The 18,662-nt window shown below is 64.2% G+C and carries 16 protein-coding genes; 4 read left to right on the top strand and 12 right to left on the bottom strand.

The features are described from left to right. Positions 1 to 1,014 (bottom strand): malate synthase (locus P4U43_RS14830; RefSeq protein ID WP_404800752.1); only part of this gene is annotated, 1,014 nt, incomplete at its 3' end. Positions 1,015 to 1,044: 30 nt separating this feature from the next. Further along, positions 1,045 to 2,364 (bottom strand): isocitrate lyase, encoded by a 1,320-nt coding sequence (gene aceA / locus P4U43_RS14825; protein WP_277359424.1) that lies wholly within the window; start codon positions 2,362 to 2,364, stop codon positions 1,045 to 1,047. A 132-nt stretch (positions 2,365 to 2,496) separates the two neighbouring features. Here aceA and P4U43_RS14820 point away from each other — a divergent pair, with 132 nt between their 5' ends. Both P4U43_RS14820 and P4U43_RS14815 read left to right on the top strand, forming a co-directional pair. Next, positions 2,497 to 3,978: a helix-turn-helix domain-containing protein gene (locus tag P4U43_RS14820; protein ID WP_277359423.1), complete on the top strand. Its 1,482-nt coding sequence runs from the start codon at positions 2,497 to 2,499 to the stop codon at positions 3,976 to 3,978. Positions 3,979 to 4,004: 26 nt separating this feature from the next. Beyond that, a complete protein-coding gene (locus P4U43_RS14815; protein WP_277359422.1) occupies positions 4,005 to 4,550 on the top strand; it encodes a CGNR zinc finger domain-containing protein in 546 nt (181 codons plus the stop codon). A gap of 87 nt (positions 4,551 to 4,637) precedes the next feature. Here P4U43_RS14815 and P4U43_RS14810 read toward each other — a convergent pair whose 3' ends face one another. From P4U43_RS14810 to P4U43_RS14800, 3 genes are all read right to left on the bottom strand, one after another. After that, complete coding sequence (locus P4U43_RS14810; RefSeq protein WP_277359421.1) at positions 4,638 to 8,738, bottom strand: S8 family serine peptidase; 4,101 nt, start codon at positions 8,736 to 8,738, stop codon at positions 4,638 to 4,640. Positions 8,739 to 8,977: 239 nt separating this feature from the next. Continuing rightward, positions 8,978 to 9,790 carry a bifunctional hydroxymethylpyrimidine kinase/phosphomethylpyrimidine kinase gene (thiD, locus tag P4U43_RS14805; protein ID WP_277359420.1) on the bottom strand — a complete coding sequence of 271 codons (813 nt, stop codon included), beginning with the start codon at positions 9,788 to 9,790 and terminating at the stop codon, positions 8,978 to 8,980. A 42-nt stretch (positions 9,791 to 9,832) separates the two neighbouring features. Continuing rightward, the gene (locus P4U43_RS14800; RefSeq protein ID WP_277359419.1) at positions 9,833 to 10,813 is read right to left on the bottom strand and encodes a YdeI/OmpD-associated family protein; all 981 of its coding nucleotides are present in this window, start codon (positions 10,811 to 10,813) and stop codon (positions 9,833 to 9,835) included. Positions 10,814 to 10,999: 186 nt separating this feature from the next. Here P4U43_RS14800 and P4U43_RS14795 point away from each other — a divergent pair, with 186 nt between their 5' ends. Further along, positions 11,000 to 11,707 carry a queuosine precursor transporter gene (locus tag P4U43_RS14795; protein ID WP_277359418.1) on the top strand — a complete coding sequence of 236 codons (708 nt, stop codon included), beginning with the start codon at positions 11,000 to 11,002 and terminating at the stop codon, positions 11,705 to 11,707. Positions 11,708 to 11,800: 93 nt separating this feature from the next. Here the strand turns inward: P4U43_RS14795 and P4U43_RS14790 are convergent, their stop codons facing one another. The 6 genes from P4U43_RS14790 to P4U43_RS14765 form a co-directional block, all read right to left on the bottom strand. After that, positions 11,801 to 12,739: a type IV toxin-antitoxin system AbiEi family antitoxin domain-containing protein gene (locus tag P4U43_RS14790; protein WP_277359417.1), complete on the bottom strand. Its 939-nt coding sequence runs from the start codon at positions 12,737 to 12,739 to the stop codon at positions 11,801 to 11,803. Between the two features lie 236 nt (positions 12,740 to 12,975). Further along, positions 12,976 to 14,226, bottom strand: coding sequence for a tRNA guanosine(34) transglycosylase Tgt (gene tgt, locus P4U43_RS14785; RefSeq protein WP_277359416.1), 1,251 nt, complete (start codon positions 14,224 to 14,226; stop codon positions 12,976 to 12,978). A 49-nt stretch (positions 14,227 to 14,275) separates the two neighbouring features. Continuing rightward, positions 14,276 to 15,061: an SRPBCC domain-containing protein gene (locus P4U43_RS14780; protein ID WP_277359415.1), complete on the bottom strand. Its 786-nt coding sequence runs from the start codon at positions 15,059 to 15,061 to the stop codon at positions 14,276 to 14,278. A gap of 29 nt (positions 15,062 to 15,090) precedes the next feature. Further along, on the bottom strand, positions 15,091 to 15,951 hold the full coding sequence (locus tag P4U43_RS14775; RefSeq protein WP_277359414.1) for a DUF6707 family protein: 861 nt from the start codon (positions 15,949 to 15,951) through the stop codon (positions 15,091 to 15,093). 72 nt (positions 15,952 to 16,023) lie between these two features. Beyond that, positions 16,024 to 16,563, bottom strand: coding sequence for an NUDIX hydrolase family protein (locus tag P4U43_RS14770; RefSeq protein ID WP_056546148.1), 540 nt, complete (start codon positions 16,561 to 16,563; stop codon positions 16,024 to 16,026). Positions 16,564 to 16,644: 81 nt separating this feature from the next. Continuing rightward, complete coding sequence (locus P4U43_RS14765) at positions 16,645 to 17,346, bottom strand: VOC family protein (RefSeq protein WP_277359413.1); 702 nt, start codon at positions 17,344 to 17,346, stop codon at positions 16,645 to 16,647. A gap of 68 nt (positions 17,347 to 17,414) precedes the next feature. Here P4U43_RS14765 and P4U43_RS14760 point away from each other — a divergent pair, with 68 nt between their 5' ends. Then, complete coding sequence (locus P4U43_RS14760; RefSeq protein WP_277359412.1) at positions 17,415 to 18,005, top strand: YdeI/OmpD-associated family protein; 591 nt, start codon at positions 17,415 to 17,417, stop codon at positions 18,003 to 18,005. Positions 18,006 to 18,013: 8 nt separating this feature from the next. Here the strand turns inward: P4U43_RS14760 and P4U43_RS14755 are convergent. Further along, positions 18,014 to 18,662: tryptophan-rich sensory protein (locus P4U43_RS14755; RefSeq protein WP_277359411.1), on the bottom strand; the 649-nt coding region annotated here is incomplete at its 5' end.

The following is an 18,662-nucleotide window of genomic DNA, read 5'->3' as shown; positions in this document are numbered from 1 at the left end:
GGCGTCATCGCGGCGGCTGGGAACGAAGGCGGCGGGTCCGCCGATGGCGTGGGCGCCGCGCCGGTGGCAGGCGCGCACCAACTGCTCGGTGTAGGCCCGCATGAACGGGGCGGTCATGGTGACCATGGTCCGGTCAGGCAGGACAAAGCGGGGGCCACGGAGCCGGAAGTTCTTGATGAGCGAGAAGATGTAGTCCCACCGCCCGGCATTCAGGCCGGACGAGTGCTCGCGGAGTTCGTAGAGGATCTCCTCCATCTCGAAGGCGGCGGTGATGGTCTCGATGAGCACGGTGGCGCGGATGGTGCCGCGGGGGATGCCGAGCAGCTGCTGGGAGCGGAGAAAGATGTCGTTCCACAGCCGCGCTTCGAGGTGGTTCTCCAGCTTCGGCAGGTAGAAGTAGGGTCCTCGGCCGGAATCGATCAGCCGGTGGGCGTTGTGGAAGAAGTAGAGCCCGAAGTCCACGATGCTGCCCGAGAGCGGTTCGCCGTCGACCAGCAGATGCTGCTCCGGCAGATGCCAGCCCCGCGGACGCACGACGACGGTGGGCAGCTTTTCGCCGAGCCGGTACTCCCTGCCCTCCTCGGTGGTGAAGTCGATGCGGCGTCGCAACGCGTCATGCAGGTTGAGCTGTCCGTTGATGACGTTGGGCCAGGTGGGGGTCAGCGAATCTTCGAGGTCCGCCAGCCATACGTTGGCGCCGGAGTTCAGGGCGTTGACCGTCATCTTGCGGTCCACCGGACCGGTGATTTCGACCCGGCGGTCCTCCAAGCCGGGAGCCGGGGGCGCAACCTGCCAGCCGCCGTCGTTCCTGATGTGTGCGGTGTGGGCCAGGAATCGCGGGTCCTCGCCGCGCGCGATCCGGTTCCGGGTTTCCCTGCGCCGCTGGAGCAGCTCCTGGCGTCGTGGCTCGGCGAAGGCGTGGAGTTCGCTGAGGAAATTGAGCGCTTCGGGGGTGAGGATTTCGTCCTGGCGGGGGATGGGCGGTGCGGTCAGCCTGATGCCGTGTGTGTTCATGGAAGGTGCTCCTTCAAAACGGGGAGGGGTTTAGTGGAACTGCTGGGTCTCGGTGGAGCCGGCGAGGGCCAGGGTGCTGCCCTTGGGGTTGAGGGCGCTTGCCACCTGGTCGAAGTAACCGGTGCCGACCTCGCGCTGGTGGCGTGTGGCGGTGTAGCCGCGTGCTTCAGAGGCGAATTCCTTTTCCTGAAGTTCCACGTAGGCGCTCATGCCGTCGGCCGCGTAGCCGTGGGCGAGGTCGAACATCGAGTAGTTCAGCGCATGGAACCCGGCGAGGGTGATGAACTGGAAGGTGAAACCCATGGCGCCGAGCTCGCGCTGGAACTTGGCGATGGTCGCGTCGTCGAGGTGCTTGCGCCAGTTGAACGACGGCGAGCAGTTGTAGGCGAGCATCTGATCGGGAAACTCGGTCTTGACGGACTCAGCGAAGCGCCTGGCGAGCTCAAGGTCCGGGGTGCCGGTTTCCATCCAGATCAGGTCCGCGTACGGAGCGTAGGCGTGTGCCCGCGTAATGCAGGGATCGATTCCGTTGCGGACCTCGTAAAACCCTTCCGGTGTGCGTCCTCCGGTGAGGAACGGGCGGTCCCGCTCGTCGACGTCGGACGTGAGAAGTGTCGCCGCTTCGGCGTCGGTCCGGGCCACGATGACCGATGGAACGCCGGCGACGTCGGCTGCCAGTCTCGCCGCGTTCAGCGTGCGGACGTGCTGTTGCGTGGGGATGAGGACCTTGCCGCCGAGGTGCCCGCACTTCTTCTCGGACGCCAGCTGGTCTTCCCAGTGCACGCCTGAAGCGCCGGCTACGATCATCGACTTCATCAGCTCGAACGCGTTGAGCGGCCCGCCGAACCCGGCCTCTGCGTCTGCGACGATCGGCACGAGCCAGTCTTCGACTGACTGCGTCCCTTCTGCCCACTCGATCTGGTCCGCACGCTGCAGCGCGTTGTTGATGCGGCGCACCACCTGTGGGACCGAGTTGGCCGGGTACAGCGACTGGTCCGGGTATGTCTGGCCGGAAAGATTGGCGTCGGCTGCAACCTGCCAACCGGACAGGTAGATGGCCTTCAGCCCGGCCTTCACCTGCTGCACTGCCTGGTTGCCGGTCAGTGCGCCGAGGGCGTGGGTGTATTCGCCCGTTTCTGCCTGGGTGGTGAGCTGCTGCCACAACTTCTCGGCGCCCCGGCGGGCGAGTGTGTGTTCCTCCTGGACGCTTCCACGAAGGCGTACGACGTCGGCGGCCGAGTAATCACGCTGGATCCCTTCCCAACGCGGATCAGCTGCCCACTCCAGCTCGAGTTCGTGGACCGCTTCGGTGCGGGTATTGCTGCCTGGGGTTCCGGCTTCCTGCGTCATTGCGTTTCTCCTTCCGGGAGGCGTTGGTGCCTCTGCGGTAACTGCTGGTGAGAGCAACGATTCAGCATCCTGCACCCCCGAACCAGAGCAAACCTATGGAAAGAAACGCATTTCTTCGCGTATCGTCAAGAAATGACTACTTCGAGCTGGAATCGCACCCGGCAGCCCGAACTTGAATCCGTTCCCGAGGGTGAGGACGCGATCAGCCTCGGCCGCCGCCTGCGGCACCTCCGCAAGAGCCGGCGCATGACGCTGGAGGAGCTGGGCGCCGTCGTCGGGACAGCGCCGTCCCAGCTCTCATTGATGGAGAACGGCAAGCGTGAGCCCCGGTTGGGCATGCTGCAGTCGCTCGCGAAAGCGCTCGGGGTGAGCATCGACCAACTGCTGGGTGCGGAACCGCCCAGCCGGCGGGCTGCGTTGGAGATCGCCCTCGAGCGGGCTCAGCGGGGTCCGCTGTACGAGTCGCTCGGGCTGCCGAAAGTCCGCACGTCGGCGCGGCTGCCGATGGAGGCCCTTGAAGCGTTGGTGGGTCTGCAGGCGGAGCTCGAGCGCCGGTTAAATGAGCAGGTGGCAACGCCGGAGGAGGCCCGCCGCGCCAACGCCGAGCTCCGCGGCATCATGCGCAGGCAGAACAACTATTTCCCGGATATCGAGGCCGAGGCACAGAAGGTCCTTGCCTCCGTCGGCCACACCAGCGGGCCGCTCTCGCAGCACCTCATCGCCGATATCGCTGCGCATCTCGGGTTCACGTTGCACCATGTGGGGGACCTGCCGCATTCCACCCGATCGGTGACGGATCTGAAGAACCGGCGTATCTATCTCACGCAGTCGCAACGGACGGACCATGACCCGCGGTCGGTCCTGCTGCAGGCTCTCGGCCACTACGTTCTGCAGCATGAGACACCGGAAAACTATCGGGAGTTTCTGAGGCAGCGGGTGGCCACGAACTACTTCGCGGCGGCGCTCCTGCTGCCCGAGAAGGCAACGGTCGATTTCCTCCAGACGGCAAAGTCCGCCAAAGAGATCGCGGTCGAGGACGTTCGGGACGCGTTCGCCGTCTCCTATGAGACCGCGGCCCACCGGTTCACCAACCTCGCAACCCAGCACCTGGGCATCCCCACCCACTTCCAAAAGACCCACCAGAGCGGGATCATTTACAAGGCCTACGAGAACGACGGCGTGACCTTTCCGCAGGATCACACCGGCGCCATCGAGGGCCAGCCCTCGTGCAGGAAGTGGACGTCCCGCGTGGTGTTCGATGTTCCGGACCGCTTTTCCGCCTACAGCCAGTACACCGACACACCGAGCGGCACCTACTGGTGCACTGCCCGCACCGAGCGGGCCGCTGCCGGCGAGTTCTCCCTCAGCGTCGGCGTGCCCTATGCGCATGTGAAGTGGTTCCGCGGACGTGAAACTTCCATCCGTGGTGAGTCCCGCTGTCCGGAGGAATCATGCTGCAAGCTGCCGCCGTCGTCATTGGCGGGTGAGTGGTCAGGCTTCGCCTGGCCCAGCGCGCGTGCGCACTCCCACCTGCTGGCGGCCATGCCGCCCGGCGCATTTCCCGGTGTTGACGAGACCGAGGTGTACTCCTTCCTGCAGGCGCACTCGGGCTAGTCTGGAGCGAGACTGACAGGAGCCTCATGCTTTTTGCCAATGACACTGAAGAGGGTTTGCGCAGCGCGGCCGCGCTCGTGAATACCGAGGATGGGGAGCAGCTTCCCGACGTCGGCTCCCTGCACCGGTTTGCCCGGAACTGGAACTGGACCGGTAACCTCGCGCTCGATGACGCAGAACTGGGCGCCGTCCGTCGCCTTCGCCCGCGTTTGCGCGCCTTATGGGACGGCGATGAGGACTACGTGGTGGAGACGGTGAACTCCCTGCTGCGCGAGTTCAACGCCCTGCCGCAGCTGGTGCGGCATGATTCCTGGGATTACCACATCCACGCAGTCCCGCGGGAGGCGCCGCTGTCGGCGCGAATGGCTGTGGAGGCGGCGATGGCCTTCGTCGACCTCGTGCGTAGCCAGGAGTTGAGCCGGCTTCGGACGTGCGCGTCACCCGACTGCGGAAATGTGCTGGTGGATCTGTCGAAGAATCGGTCGCGGCGCTTCTGCGAATCGGGTTGCGGGAACCGGGCTGCGGCGGCGGCGTACCGCGCCCGGCTCGCTGAGCGTGCGGAGTCCGCCTGACCTTTCGAGTCCGGCAAAAAGAAACCCCCGGCCCATTTTTTGGACCGGGGGTTTCTTCGATCAGTACCTACCTACTCAACGGTGAGGTTACGGCACCATCCAGGTGAAACCGCCCCAACCGGTTCCGTTCTGGACCTTGCCCGCGAAGCCACCGGTGCCATTTCCCGAGTAGAGGAACAGCTTGCCGGCGGAGTCACGCGCCAGAAGATCCGCGTTGCTGTCCCCGTCGAAATCGCCGGGGGCAACGAGGGTGAAGTTGTTCCAGCCCTGGCCCGGCTGCGTCCGGGTGCCGAAGCCACCGGTTCCGGTGCCCGGGTAGAGGAACAGCTTGCCGGCGGAGTCGCGGGCCAGGAGATCAGCGGCGGTGTCGCCGTTGAAGTCGCCCGGACCAACGATGGTGAAGCCGTTCCAGCCCGATCCGATCTGGGCCGGCGTCAGGAAGCCGCCTGCACCATTGCCCGGGTAGAGTCGCAGCTTGCCGTCACCAAGACGGGCAATCAGGTCAACGTTGCCGTCGCCATCCCAGTCACCCGGGGTGACCATGGTCAAGCCGCTCCAGCCTTGCCCGATCTGCGTCTTTCCCGTGACCGTGCCGGTACCGGTGCCCTTGTACAGCCACAGGCGTCCGGAACTGTCCCGAGAGATGACGTCGGAGTTGCCGTCGCCGTCCCAGTCACCCGGAATCAGGATGGCGTTCATGGAGTTCCAGCCCGTACCGATGACCCGGCTCTTCAGGAACCCACCGGTGCCGTTGCCCGGGTAGAGCAGCAGTTGGCCGGCGGAGTTGCGGACAACCACATCCGGATTGCCGTCACCATCCAGGTCTTCGTTGACGGTTGCACCCGCGACCGAAATCGGGACGATCTCCTGCTTGTCACCCGTTGCATTGTGGTGATGAATGAACAGCGCCTTGGCGTCCGTGACGGACTCCTGGCGGTTGACGTTCAGTGTGACTCCAGCCGCCGAAGCGAAGGACGCCGCTGCCGGCTCGCCGCCCTCGAACCACAGTGCCGGTTCGGTGACGTTGAAGTCGATCCAGTCGGTGGTGTCGACCGGGCCACCGGAAACACCGTTCTCGTCAACGTTGAAAGCGCTCGCCGTCGACACCCGGTACTTGATCGGCGCCGAGGCGCCCAGCGTTGCGGCGTTCATACCCAGCTCCGTTACCGGAACCGGAAGGGTCACAACGTTGGTGTCGAACGTGTTGGTGTCCACACTGCCGTCCACCCCGTTGGCGAAGTAGAGGTCGGTATCAAAGACGGGTGCTCCCGCATCATCAATGGTGACAACCTCGAACAGGATCATGTCCAGTGTTGGAGCTCCGGGACCAAGATCCGAGTAACGGAGGGTCTGGACAACGTAATCGACCGTGCTGTCGCCGTCGGTATCGAGCTCGATTGACACTCCGTTGTTGCCGCCGAGCTGCGCCCAGTTCTGCCAGGTGCTGATACCGAAGTTCAGCACACCGGTTGTCGGGTCTCCGGCAGCATCAACCAGCGCCGGAACCGTTGAGGCAGCGCCTACTGCGCGGAGGTCAAACGAGTAGAGAGACTCAAGCGGACGCTCCGCTGCCTTGGGGCTCTCAGCGCCGAGGACCAGCGGTGAAACGATGGACTGGTAGGCGGATTCTCCAGGAACTCCCTGCGAGAGCCCGCGGCCTTCGAGTGCAATGCTGCTCAGGAGGTCAGAGGCGCCGTCGAAGGCAATTTCAGTTCCGGCCGAAATATCCGAGGTGGGCTTCGGTGCCGAGTAGACGGGCACACGAAGTTCCTGCCCATCAGCGCCGAGGAGCTGAATCCGGCCGGAAACGTCGGCGAGGTACTGACGCGGAATGCCGGCCTGAATCTCTTCTGCCGCCGGATCGATTGTTTTGGCGAGAGCCGCAGGATCGGCAATCGTCAGTGTGACGGTCAGCGTTGCCGGGTTGTTGGCCGGAACAGTGATCACCGCTGGTGACACCGAGATGGCAACGCCAGGCATTGTCGACGCTGCAAGGTAGCTGGCGTCATAAGTGACCGGAGCATTGGACGTGTTCTGGACGGTGACCTGCTTGGTGACCGTCAGAGCTTCAGTGCCGAGTTCCAGCACGCCGAAGTTTACCGAGGTGAGGGCCGGCTGCTCCGTCGCGTAGGCCAGAACGGATGTTTCCAGGGCTTGCATCGCGTCAACGCGTCCGGATCCCACGCGGTTCGGTGCGTAGGGAATTCCATCTGCAGTCAGGAGATCATGCGTCGCCGTGTTCATGATGACGCTCTTGGCCTGGTACGGGTTGTACTCGTTCGCGGAGAGGACCAGCGCAGCAATGCCTGCCGTGTGAGGTGCGGCCATCGAGGTGCCGCTCTTCGTCGAGGCCCCGTTGCCGGTTCCTACCTGAACTGAGCCAATGGAAACACCGGGAGCAGTCACATCCGGCTTGACCACGCCGTTGGAGCCATGGACGCCCCGCGAGGAGAACGCCGCAAGGGTGTCCTTCGCGTTGGAGGGTCCGGTAGCCGTTGCCTGATACGAGGGGTCGAGCTGGAGGACAAGCGTTCCCGCCTCCGCCGCCGGCATCAGCCTGGCGGTGTCAGCGGCGGTGAGCTGGAGGCCCGGGATCTTGTCGTTGCCGCCGATACCGGCAGGGAACACGTCAAGCGTTGTGCCGATGACGACGCCGGCGTACCCGGCTGTCGCAGCGTTGTTCCACCGATCGGCTGAGCCGCAGTCACGAGTGGTGTCATTGTCATCCCAGAACAGCCACACCCATTTGCCGGCGTTGGCTCCGGCCACAGGCAGGGCGTCGCAGCCGTCATTGTTGGCTCCGTCAGGTCCCACGACCACTTCACCCCGAAGCGTTTCGGGAGTAACTCCTTCAGCGGCGTAATCGAAGTTGACGGTGTACTGCCCGGAAGCAGGTCCCGCCACGGCCTCGGGTGCCAGAACATCAACGCGGTCCAGGGTTACCTGGGAACCAACGCTGGCCGCAACAGTCAGTGCGGATTCGGCGCTGCCGGGTGAGCCGCCGATGTCGTAGACATCGCCGTCGTTACCGGAGGATACGACCGACAGGACGCCCTGTTCGGTCAGTTCATTGACAATGTCGTTTTCGGGATCGTCGTACGCCGGGAAGGAGGAGCCCAGCGACATGTTGACTACCTGTGCGCGGTCGTCGAAGTTGCCGTCGCCGTTGGGGTCCAGGACGTAGTCCAGGGCCTTTCCCACCACGAGGCTTGAACCCTCGCAACCGAAAACGCGGAGGGCAACAATGCCGGACTCAGGGGCAGATCCCGGGCCGATTCGCATCTCGTTGACGGTCTCCGCCGTGAGGGTGCTGTAGTCACCTTCGAACGTGGTGCCGTCAGCGTTGACTCCATAACCCGAAGAGGTGCCTGCAACGTGTGATCCGTGGCTCTGGCAGTCAAGGGGATTGAGGTCCGGCTGGGGAATTGTGCGTGCGGGATCGGTTGAGCCGGCGTCGTAGGCATCGCCCACTAGGTCATAACCGCCGAGGAACTTGGCGGCATCGTAGAGCGCGGGATCAGGTTCGGCATCAGCCTTGGCCTGATTGAAGGCCTCGATGGTGCCCGGTCCGCCGAAGCCCGCATGGGTGTAGTCAAGACCGGTGTCCAGCACGGCAATGGTGATTCCCTCGCCGGTATTGTCCCGGGCCGTCCATGCTTCGAGCGCGCGAGTGTCAATATCCGCGCCCTTGTTCTCGATGGTTTTGGGGACTATTCCGGTGATCTTCACGACGTCCGGACGGGCAGCGAGCGCCTTGATTGCCTCAGCATCGCCCTGGATGGCGACGCCGGGAAGGGTGTTGGTGGTGGTGTACAGCTGGGAAGCGCCGGCTTCGGCTGCCACCTCGTCCGCTTGTGCCTGGATGCCGGCACGGATTTCAAGAACGCGGTCGGTCCGCTGAATCGGCGTGGTGAACCCGTTGCTGCGTACTTCAGCCGGCTGCGTCTGCTCAAAGGCTCCCTTGCCAGCGAACTGGACGTAGGCCGCCGTCGTTCCCGTTTTCTCGGCGAGGTCCCGGCTGATTTTGGAATCGATTGCGGGCTGAAGCGTTATTCCCTCAGCGGTGGGGCTGTCGGAATCCGGCGCCTGTACTGCCGAAGCCGGTGCCCACATGCTGGAGGCCAGGGCGAGGCCGGTCAGCGACGCCAGCACAGCCCTTCCTGATCTCCGGCGGTATGACTTGCTCATGCTGCTCCTTACGAAGGAAGAGTCAAGGCCCATACCGCTTGAGTCCATTCCTAGCCCCCCGCAGCACTGCTGGCACGGCCAAGACCGGTGTGAGTGTTATTCCATGTGTTGCGATGGGTGCCAGCAGAGATGTGAAGCCCGTTCAGGCTTCACCCTTACAGCTTCATGTGTCACGAGTCACAAGTCAACGGATTTGGTTCGTTAAGGTAGCTAAACGGCCGAGATTTTTCTACGCGGCGCTAGACGGCCGCAGCGCCGCCCTGCCAGACCGCATCGAACGGTGCGTTCGAAGAGACCCTGTTCCTGATCCCCTCGGTCACGAAAGCCTTGGCAGTACGGGCGGCTTCCAGCGGCGCTGCACCCTTGGCCAGCTCCGCAGCGACCGCGGCCGCAAGCGTGCAGCCGGCACCGCTGACTGCGACGTTCCCCACCTTGGGGGCGCTGAGAACTTCCAGCGTCTCGCCGTCGTAATAGACATCCACGGCGTCGCTGCCTTCCAGCCTCACGCCACCTTTCGCCAGTACGACGGCGCCGCTTGCCTCATGGATGCGCCGCGCCGCTTCCTTCAGATCCTCCACCGAACGGATCTCGATTCCCGCGAGCGACTCCGCCTCGAAGTGGTTCGGCGTGACGAACGTTGCCAGGGGCAGGATGTTCGCCTTCAGCGCCTGATCAGTGTCGAGTGCCGCGCCAGGCTCCTGGCCCTTGCAAATCAGCACGGGATCCAGCACTACGTTCTTCCACTCCTGGGACTTCAGCGCACCGGCAACAGTGTCGATGGTTTGCGGAGTGCCCAGCATGCCGATCTTCACGGTGCCGATCGCATAGCAGGACTGGATAGCTTCAAGCTGATCTGCGATGACCTGGGCATCAACGGGAACGAACCGATGGTTCCAGCTGTCCTTCGGATCGAACGAGACAATGCAGGTGAGAGCGGCGATGCCGTAGGTGCCCAGCACCTGGAACGTCTTCAGGTCCACCTGCGCGCCGGCGCCGCCGGTGGCCTCCGAACCTGCGATGGTCAGCGTAATTGCGGGTGCGTCAGTAGCCATTGCACCAGTCTGCCCGACGCCTCGCGGCTTGCGCCAACAGCATCACCGTGCCCGGCCCTCGTGCAGCATCCCGACGGACTTCTCGATCCGTGCTGCCCGGGTCTCAGCTTTCTTGGCGCCGGTGACCTGCAGCGCGTGCCAACTCTTGTTGCTGTAGGAGAGGGTGTCCCAGAACGCCTTGGCTGCAGGGTTCTTCTCGAGCGCGCCCGCAAGGTCCTCAGGTACCTCCACCTCGCGTGGGGCTGTGTCGAGTTCCACCTCGACATCATGCACTTCGCCGGCCTGGACACCGGCTTCCTGGCGCCTGTCCGCGCTGAGTCCGAACATGAACCGGCCACCCATTGACGCGATCGAAGTGCGGAAGGTGAAGCCGTTGACGGTCGCGACAATCTTCGGGTGTTTCCCGCCCCCGAGTTGCTCGACGATGGATTCCGGAACTTCGAACCCTGCCGTGTTCTTGCCGGATGATTCGAGCTCAGCGCGAAATTGCATCGTTGCCTCCACCTGTCGAGCTGCTCTGAACGACGTTGGCTGCAGATTATCCCGAAGGGCGACGTGTGTCTCGGCTTTCTCCGGGTAGATCGTGACGAGTTTCCAGACGCTTGCCCGGCCGGCGGCGGCAGCAGTCCCGACCACAGCACCCGTCGCAAAGGATTCGAATCCGCCGCCGCCCGCGATGAGAGTAATGAGCGTGGATAGGAGCGCGAAGATCCCGAAGAATGCCGCGATGTGCAGCACCTGATTGGCCACCGGCCGCAGGGCGAGGCCGAGGAGCAGCGCGACGCCGAATCCGACGACCGTGATGGGGATACCTAAGATGGCTGCAAGCGCTACGAAGGAAAACGTCTCCCACGGCATTGACCAGCCAAAACTTATGCCGACAGCAGTCGCCAGCAAAAGGTGAGTGACCCCCGTTCCGGTCAGCAGCGCGAACGGGCCGAAGGCAACCCGGCGGGCGCGGCCGGCGCCATTATGATGCGGAGCCGGCTGCGCGTCGTCGTCGTGCTGGTGGAGGTGCTGCACGGCCGCTCCTTTGTGAACGTGTTCAGTTCAATGTAGGGACTGGCCCTGCACATGTTCAATTCGATGCTCCGCGACCGCTCACCGGCCGTCGTGGGACAATTATCAGACGCCTGGGGGCAGCCGGGCGACAGTGCTAATACAGCGGGCCCTTTGGGCTGCGCGAACCACTTCCACGAATGAGAAACAATGACTCAACTGCAGGACCATGCCCGCGCGCGTTACGCGACCGCCGGCAGCGCAAACTTCTCGATCATGCTGGCGGTTCTTGCCGTCGTCGTCATCCTTTCCAATATCGGCGCATCGAAAGGTGTAGTGATCGGGCCGATCATCGGCGACTTCAGCATCATCACGGACGGCGGGTTCTTCCTCTTCCCGCTCGCGTACATCATCGGTGACGTCATCAGCGAGGTGTACGGCTTCAAGGCCGCCCGGCTCGGGATCATCGTGACGTTTGTGCTGTCGGTCTTTGCATCGCTCGCCTACGCCGTCATCATTGCGCTGCCGGGGTTCGACGATGACTTTGGTCTCGCCAAGCAGGAAGCGCTGGAGTTGGCGCTCGGTCCGGTACCGCTGATTGTGCTCGCGTCTCTGCTGGGGTTCGTTGTGGGGCAGACGCTCAACTCGCTGGTGCTGGTGCGGATGAAGTCGCGGTTCGGCGAGCGCAGCATGGTGGCCCGCCTCATCGCCTCGACCGGTGTCGGGGAATTCGCTGACACGCTGATCTTCTGCGCCATTGCCGCTTCGGTGATCGGCATTACGGATTTCCCGACGTTTCTGAATTACCTCTTCTTCGGCTTCGTCTACAAGACGCTGGTGGAGGTGCTCCTGCTGCCGGTCACGACCGCGGCCATCCGCTGGGTGAAGCGTCGGGAACCGAGCTACGCGGCCGCCTAGCGGCGCCCGTCAAGAACCCCGTCCCCTTGCGCCGCCCTCCGCAAAAGTGCCGTTGTTGTGCAGGATCGTGGGGACGTCCCCACGATCCTGTCACTACGCGGCACTCCTGGTGCAGTTCCACCACGCTTTCAGAATTCGCCCCCGGGTGGCTTCCTGAAACAGGTCCGCCCACTCGAGCCTGATGAAAACCCACCCCTGTTCCATGAGTGCCTTCTCACGTCGACGCTCCTGAAACAGCACCTCGGGGGTCGGAGCGTAGTCGAAGTACTTTGTCTTGCCGTCAAACTCGAGGGCAAGCTTCTGCTCGCGCCAACCGAAATCGATGCGGTGCTCACCAAATCGGGTGCGCACGACCAACTGTTGTTCCGGCTGGGGTATCGGCATGCCGGCTATCAGGTGCGCGGTAAGGGACTCACCCGCTGACTCAGACAGGACGCTGGCATTCTCCACGACCTCACGAGCAATCTGTACGCCCTTGTAGCCTGCCTGGCGTTGAAGGACCTGGTGTAGCTCGGCGCGCTGGACACCCAGATGAAGCGCGTGATCCGCAGTGATCAGCCCCTGCCTGTAGGACAACAGTCTGGCCGAGTCCACAATGGTGCGGGCGCGCGAGGTAACCTGCAACCCGTCGACCATGTCCACCTCGCCGGGCAGCAGCTTTGCTCGGTGTCGAACAACATCAGCGTTGTGCTCCCGCGATGATCCGGAAAGCGGCTGCGTGATGTGAATCCTGCTGTCCACTTCCCACAGGCTGAGGCCGTGAACGCGTGCTGCGGACGTATGGCTATACGCGGCTTGCGTCAGCGCATGGCTGGCACGGCTGTGGGCTGTGATCCTGAACCGATCCTGCTCAGCTTCGGTCAGGGATCTCCAGTACTTTGTTGACACATAGGCGTTGACCTGCAGACGGACGAGGATGCCCCGCTCGACCAGTCGAGTGATCGCGCGGCGGCTGACCCCCATCTGCTCCAGCTCGGTGGTACGCCAGGAACGGGCCGATCCGCTCAGCCAGGAGTATGCGTTCGCGTCCATTGCACTAGCTTGACCGGCGAAGCGTGGCCCCGTGGCCGTCGTCGCGCATTTGTGGATAAACCTCTGCGTCCAGTACGCAAAGACGCCGACGTTGTGCAGGATCGTGGGGACGTCCCCACGATCCTGCACAAGAACGGCGCTTTTGCGGGAGGGTGGAGAGGAGGGTGGGTGTGCGGGTGCGCGGGCGGAAGAGACGGGGTGCGCGGCGGTGCGGGGTGCGCGGGCGAGAGTGCGAGCTAGCGCTTCGACGCGTAGTAGCGGCCCAGCACCTCGGCCTTGAGATCGAAGTACGTTCCGTCCTCGATCGCAGCGCGGGCGTCGTCGACCATCCGGATCACAAACCGCTCGTTGTGGATCGAGATCAGCGTTGCCGAGACCATCTCCTTGGCCTTGAACAGGTGGTGAATGTAGGCCCGGGTGTAGTGGGTGCAGGTGTAGCAGTCGCAGCCCTCCATGAGGGGCGTGAAGTCGCGCTTGAACCGGGCATTGGACAGGTTCCACCGACCATCGGGCACGTAGAACGCTGAGTTCCGGGCAACCCGGGTGGGGGAGACGCAGTCAAAGGTGTCCGCGCCGTTCTCAATACCCGTGAACAGATCGTCCGGCTCCGAGATGCCCAGCAGATGCCGCGGCTTCGATTCCGGCAACTCATCCGCGCACCAGCCCAAAATGGTACCGAGGTTCTCCTTCTCTAGTGCGCCTCCAACACCGAACCCGTCAAAGTTCATCTCCCCGAGATCGCGCGAAGCCTTCCGCCGGAGATCTTCATACTGTGCTCCCTGAATCACGCCGAACAGCGCCTGGTACGGCTTGTCCGACCGCACGTCGGTCAGCCGCTCATGCTCGGCGATGCACCGCTCCGCCCACAACCGGGTCCGCTCCAGAGACTCCTCCTGATACCCCCGCGAGTTCATCAGGGTGGTCAGCTCATCGAACGCGAACATGACGTCGGCTCCGAGCTGGTGCTGCACCTGCATCGAAATCTCCGGGGTGAATCTGTGCCGGTCTCCGTTGAGGTGCGAGACGAACCACACGCCGTCGTCGTCGATGTGGGCAAGGCGCTCCTTGCCCACCGCAACGCGGTCATCATCCCCGGCGTGCTCGGCAGCTGCTGCCGAGTCCATGGTGATGACCTTCTTGAATCCCGACCCCAGGCTCATCACCTGGAAGCCGCCCGAATCGGTGAAGGTAGGCCCATTCCAGTTCATGAACTTCCCCAGCCCGCCGGCCTCGTCAAGAACGTCCGCTCCCGGCTGCAGGTAGAGATGGTAGGCGTTGGCGAGCAGCGCCTGCGCGCCGGCCTCCCTCATGGACTCCGGGAGCACTGCCTTCACGGTGGCCTTGGTTCCGACGGCGATGAAGGCCGGCGTCTGAATCTCGCCATGGGGAGTGGTGATGGTCCCGGTGCGGCCATGCAGGCCCTCGCCGGACGCGGTGGTCTCGCTGAGGCGTTTACCGATGGAGAACGAAAAGTCTGATTGTGGCACCCGCCCATCTTCTCAGGAATAGACGGAGGCGCCCGCGCCAGGGAAGAAGCTAGCTGTCCAGCTGCGAGGTCTCGAGGGGGTCCGAGGACGGGTAGTGCTGCCGCCGGAAAGCATCCCAACTACCCCAAGCAGTGCGCAGCGCCTTCGCTCCCAGACCATAAGTTGAAATGACGACGAGGCTGGACCCCGGGCCTTCGAGAGATGGCTGATCGGCCAGGATCACCAGCCCCTCGCCATGATCGGCGTACTCCGAGACCGTCAAACCCACCTGGTTCTCCGTGCGGAACCACACCGATCCGGTCAGCTCATGCCCGTCCGGGAGGTTGAGGGAGTAGGAGTCCCCGGGCTGCTGTAGCTGCTCGGCACTCAGCTTCCCGATGATCGAACCGCCGTCAGTCGGCTCACCCATGAAAAATGCGGTGCGCCGGGAGCTGGAGGGGTGCCGCTCGAGCGCAAAACGCAGCTGCTGGAGGAAAGTGATCCAGCCCTCCGTGATCTCATCAGCCTCGGCTTCAACCCGCTCAATCGTGACCACACAGCCGTCCTGCACCGGTTCGATCCGGAACGTGTCACCTCCGTTGACGGTCAGGAACGTATGGTTGGGTCCTTCAACCACTGACGGCGCAAAGAAAATGGACTGAATTTCCTCGTCCAGGGTGTCGGCTTCCCAGCCGTGCCACTGCCGGACCAGGCGCGGTTCCCGGAGCATGAGCCAGATTTGCCGGGCGTCCGCGTTGATGTGCACGCTCAACGGGTTTGAATCTGCAACCGGCACCTCCTGCGCAGGGTGCTGTTCGGTGCTGGACTGTGTGAGGGAATCCGCCTGCTCGCTCATGCGCGCCACTCTACTCCCGCACCTGCAGGCTAACCAGAGGCGGCGGTTTTCCCGTTCAGTGCACGAATGGCGAGCAACTCATGCCCGATGCGCCGGTCCAGCGCTTCAGCCCCAAGGGTCTCAGAGCCGCCGTGCGCCCGCAGGTACAGCAGGACTGTCAGGCGCAGGCCCCGCCAGTCCTTCTCGGCCGCGGGGTTCTTCGCGGACCGCGCGATTTCCCGGTCATACAGGTTCGGCTCGTTCAGCTGCCGCTGACGCACTGCAGCAGCGAGTTTCGCCTTCAGCGGGTCTGTCTCGGCGTCGTCGGCTGTTCGAAGCGCAGCTGAATACCCAGCGGCACGGGAACCGTCGCCGTCGTCCTGGGTGAGGTGCGCAGCGAGCGCCAGGCAGCCCTCGATCAAATTCCAGCGGCCGAAGTTGCCGTCAAACGGCTGGTCCGTGAGCAGGTCGCAGACCCGGAGCGCGCTCGTGGCGTCGGAGAGGTCCACGTACAGCGTCAACGCGAGGTCCCGGATGTCCTGCAGACTGCTGCCCGACTTGAAATTGACGCCGCGGGTGAGCCGTTCGGCCAGCTCATTCACACGCGGGCTCTCGGCATGGATGGCGGCGACGTGGGCGACCAGCGCCTCCGGCGACCCCTCGTCGGTGACGATGTGCGCGAGTTCATCGGGCGCCTCCGCCTGGACGGTCGATCCGGTGGCAATCCGCACCGTTTCACCCGACTCAAGCGTGGCCACCACAATGGCCGGAACACCGAAATCATCATGCTCGACGGCGGTGTCCACCACTTCACTGGTGCGCTCGCCTCCCGGAAGGAGGAGTTTGCGGCCGGCCTTCACGGCCTCGGCGGCGAGCGGTTGTAGCTGCGCGTCCACGTCGCTGTCGATCATTGGGAAGTCCTGCCTCACTGCACCTGTTGCCCCGGTTCGAACGGAACCGGTCGATAAAGAAACGGTAACGCCTCAGCGGCCCCAACCGGCGTAGGCGAGCGCCTGGCGCAGGAGGCTGTCGCGTCCGCCGGAGAACTCGGCGCTGACTGCGGGGCTGAGAGCTTCCTCGGGCGTCAGCCACGTCAGTTCCAGGGCATCCTGCCGCGGGTTGCATTCGCCCGTGACCGGAATGAGGTACGCCAACGCGACGGCGTGCTGCCGGTCATCGGTCAACCCGGTCTCGGAGGGGGAGGGGAAATACTCCGCAACAGTGAACGGCGTGGGGCACGGCGGCAGCTGGGGGAGCGCGAAGGGCCCGAGGTCCTTCTCGAGGTGCCGCAGCAGGGCGGCCCGAATAGTTTCCCGGTACATCACGCGGCCGGATACGAAGGTGCGCACCATCTCGCCCTGGTCATTGGCCTGCAGCAGCAACCCCACCTCGGTGACATACCCGAGGGAATCGCATCGGACCGGGATGGCCTCAACATAGACCATGGGCAGCCGGCGGCGTGCTTCGTAGAGGTCATCCTCATTGAGCCAGCCGGGGTTGGGGTCTGGGGTGCGCAGGTTCATACCTTCTGTTTTATAGCAGAGAAGGGCTGCGGCGTCCCTGACTCGCTGCACTTCGGCCAATGGCTGAATAGCGGGGGACGCTCAGGAAGCGGTGTTTTCGGTGTAGTCGTTGAGGTCTTCCTGCCGCTGCTTGACCCGGATCTCGCCGCCGTCCGGGTTGGGAAGTCGCAGGGATCGCCCGTAGTTCTCATCGATCAGGGTCGACGGGATGGATGGTCCCTGCAGCCGCTGCTGCAGGATCTCCACGTCGCCGGAGAACTCGAAGGCGAGCTCCGTGCTGCCCTTGTCGGCTCCGTGAACCGCGATCAGGCCGCCGTTCTTCGCCGTGAAGTCCACCCGGGACCCCGCCTCCGAGCTGAACCGCTTTCGGGCGCCGATGTCACTGAACACCTTCGCGGCGGCTGCCACGTTCGTCGCCAACCAGATGGGCATAACCGCCAGCCCTTCCTCCCCGGGCGCTGTACCGCGGAGTGCGGCCTCATAGGCGAGGAATGTCCGCCCGTCCGTTGCGGTGACCTGCACTGCCGGCCCATCTGCAGTGTCAATAACGACGGCGGCTGTCCCCGCCTCAGCGGTACGGCGGGCGAACTCGGAGACGGCCCCGACCTCGAAGCTGAAGCTCACTGACGGCTGGTGTGCAACGTGCAGGGCAACGTGCCCACTGTCCGCGGTGAAAACCCGCCAACCCGGTGCATCCTCGACCTGGCGCAATCCTAGAGCGGTGAACAGGTCCGAGAAGGCGTCGAAGTTCGGGGTGAAAACGATGGGTCGTACCCTGAGCATTTACTTCTCCTCCACCTGGATGTGCCGCTTGCAATCTAGCGCAACACGGCGTCCAGTACTCTCAACCCATGGCCGCTGAACTGCCCGAACTCCTCCTGCCCGATGCCCAGCGCTGGCGGGTGTGGCTGGAGGAGAACCATGCGTCGTCGTCGGGCGTGTGGCTGGTCCTCCACAAGAAGGGTGGAGCGGTGACCACCCTGACCTGGGCTACTGCCCTCGACGAGGCGTTGTGTTTCGGTTGGATTGACGGCCAGGCCAGAAAGCGCGACGGCGAGAGCAGCTTCCAGCGATTCACGCCTCGCGGGCCGCAGAGCATCTGGTCGCTGCGAAATGTAGGGCACATTGAACGGCTGGAAGCTGAAGGCAAGATGCGGGATGCGGGTCGCGCCGCCGTCGAACGGGCAAAGGCCAACGGCCGGTGGGAGCGCGCGTATGCGGGGTCTGCCACCGCCGTCGTGCCGGATGATCTTGCAGCCGCAATAGCGGTGAATCCGGACGCGCAGGCGATGTTCGACGTGCTCACCTCCCAGAACCGGTACGCGCTCATCTTCCGGCTCGGTCAGCTGAAGACAGAGGCCGGGCGGAGGAAAAGAATCGAGGCCTTCGTGGACATGCTCGCACGGCACGAGGCGCCCTATCCGCAGAAGCGGAAGCCCTGAGGCTAGCGTCAGCTGCCAGTCGCGGGATGTGACCGCCGCCTGGCTCTGACCGCAACGGTTGTGAGGATGACGGTGACCGCCGCGAGTCCTGCCGCAACCGCCGTCGTCGTCGATTCCGGCGCGCCGAAGGTGCGCCCCACCACGATCCAGGCCAGCCCCCAACAGATGGCAGCCGCAATCGCAAAGCGTCCGCTGCCGCGAAATGCGAGGAGCACGCCGATTCCGGCAACGACGGCGAGAACGATTGCGGCCCAGGCCGCCGGTGGGATGCCGAAGCCGCCGAAGCCCCCTGCGACGAGAGCTGCGGTGATGTTCGCGCAGACCGCCACGCAGACCCAGCCCAGGTAGAGTCCGAGCGTGCCGTCCGTGACGATTCCGTCGATCGTGGAGGTGGGCTTCGTGGCGGTGAAGATGGCGAAGAGAACAGCCAGCACTGCGAGCAGGACGAGAATGACCAGGACGCTGCCGCCAAGTAGGCCGGCCTGGATCGACAGGATCCACGCGGCGTTGAGCAGCATTGACGCGGCAATCCACCAGCCGAGGCGGCGCTGGCGGCGCGCGGTGCGCTGCGAGGGGAACCACTGGTAGACGGTGTACGCGCCCAGGCCTGCGTAGATGACGCTCCAGATGCTGAACGCCGCGCCAGCCGGTGCCAGG

The organism is Arthrobacter vasquezii (assembly GCF_029455255.1).
Taxonomy (GTDB): Bacteria; Actinomycetota; Actinomycetes; order Actinomycetales; family Micrococcaceae; genus Arthrobacter_D; species Arthrobacter_D parietis.
Note: the sequence above shows the minus strand (reverse complement) of the source record. Positions and strands in the feature narration are given on the sequence as shown.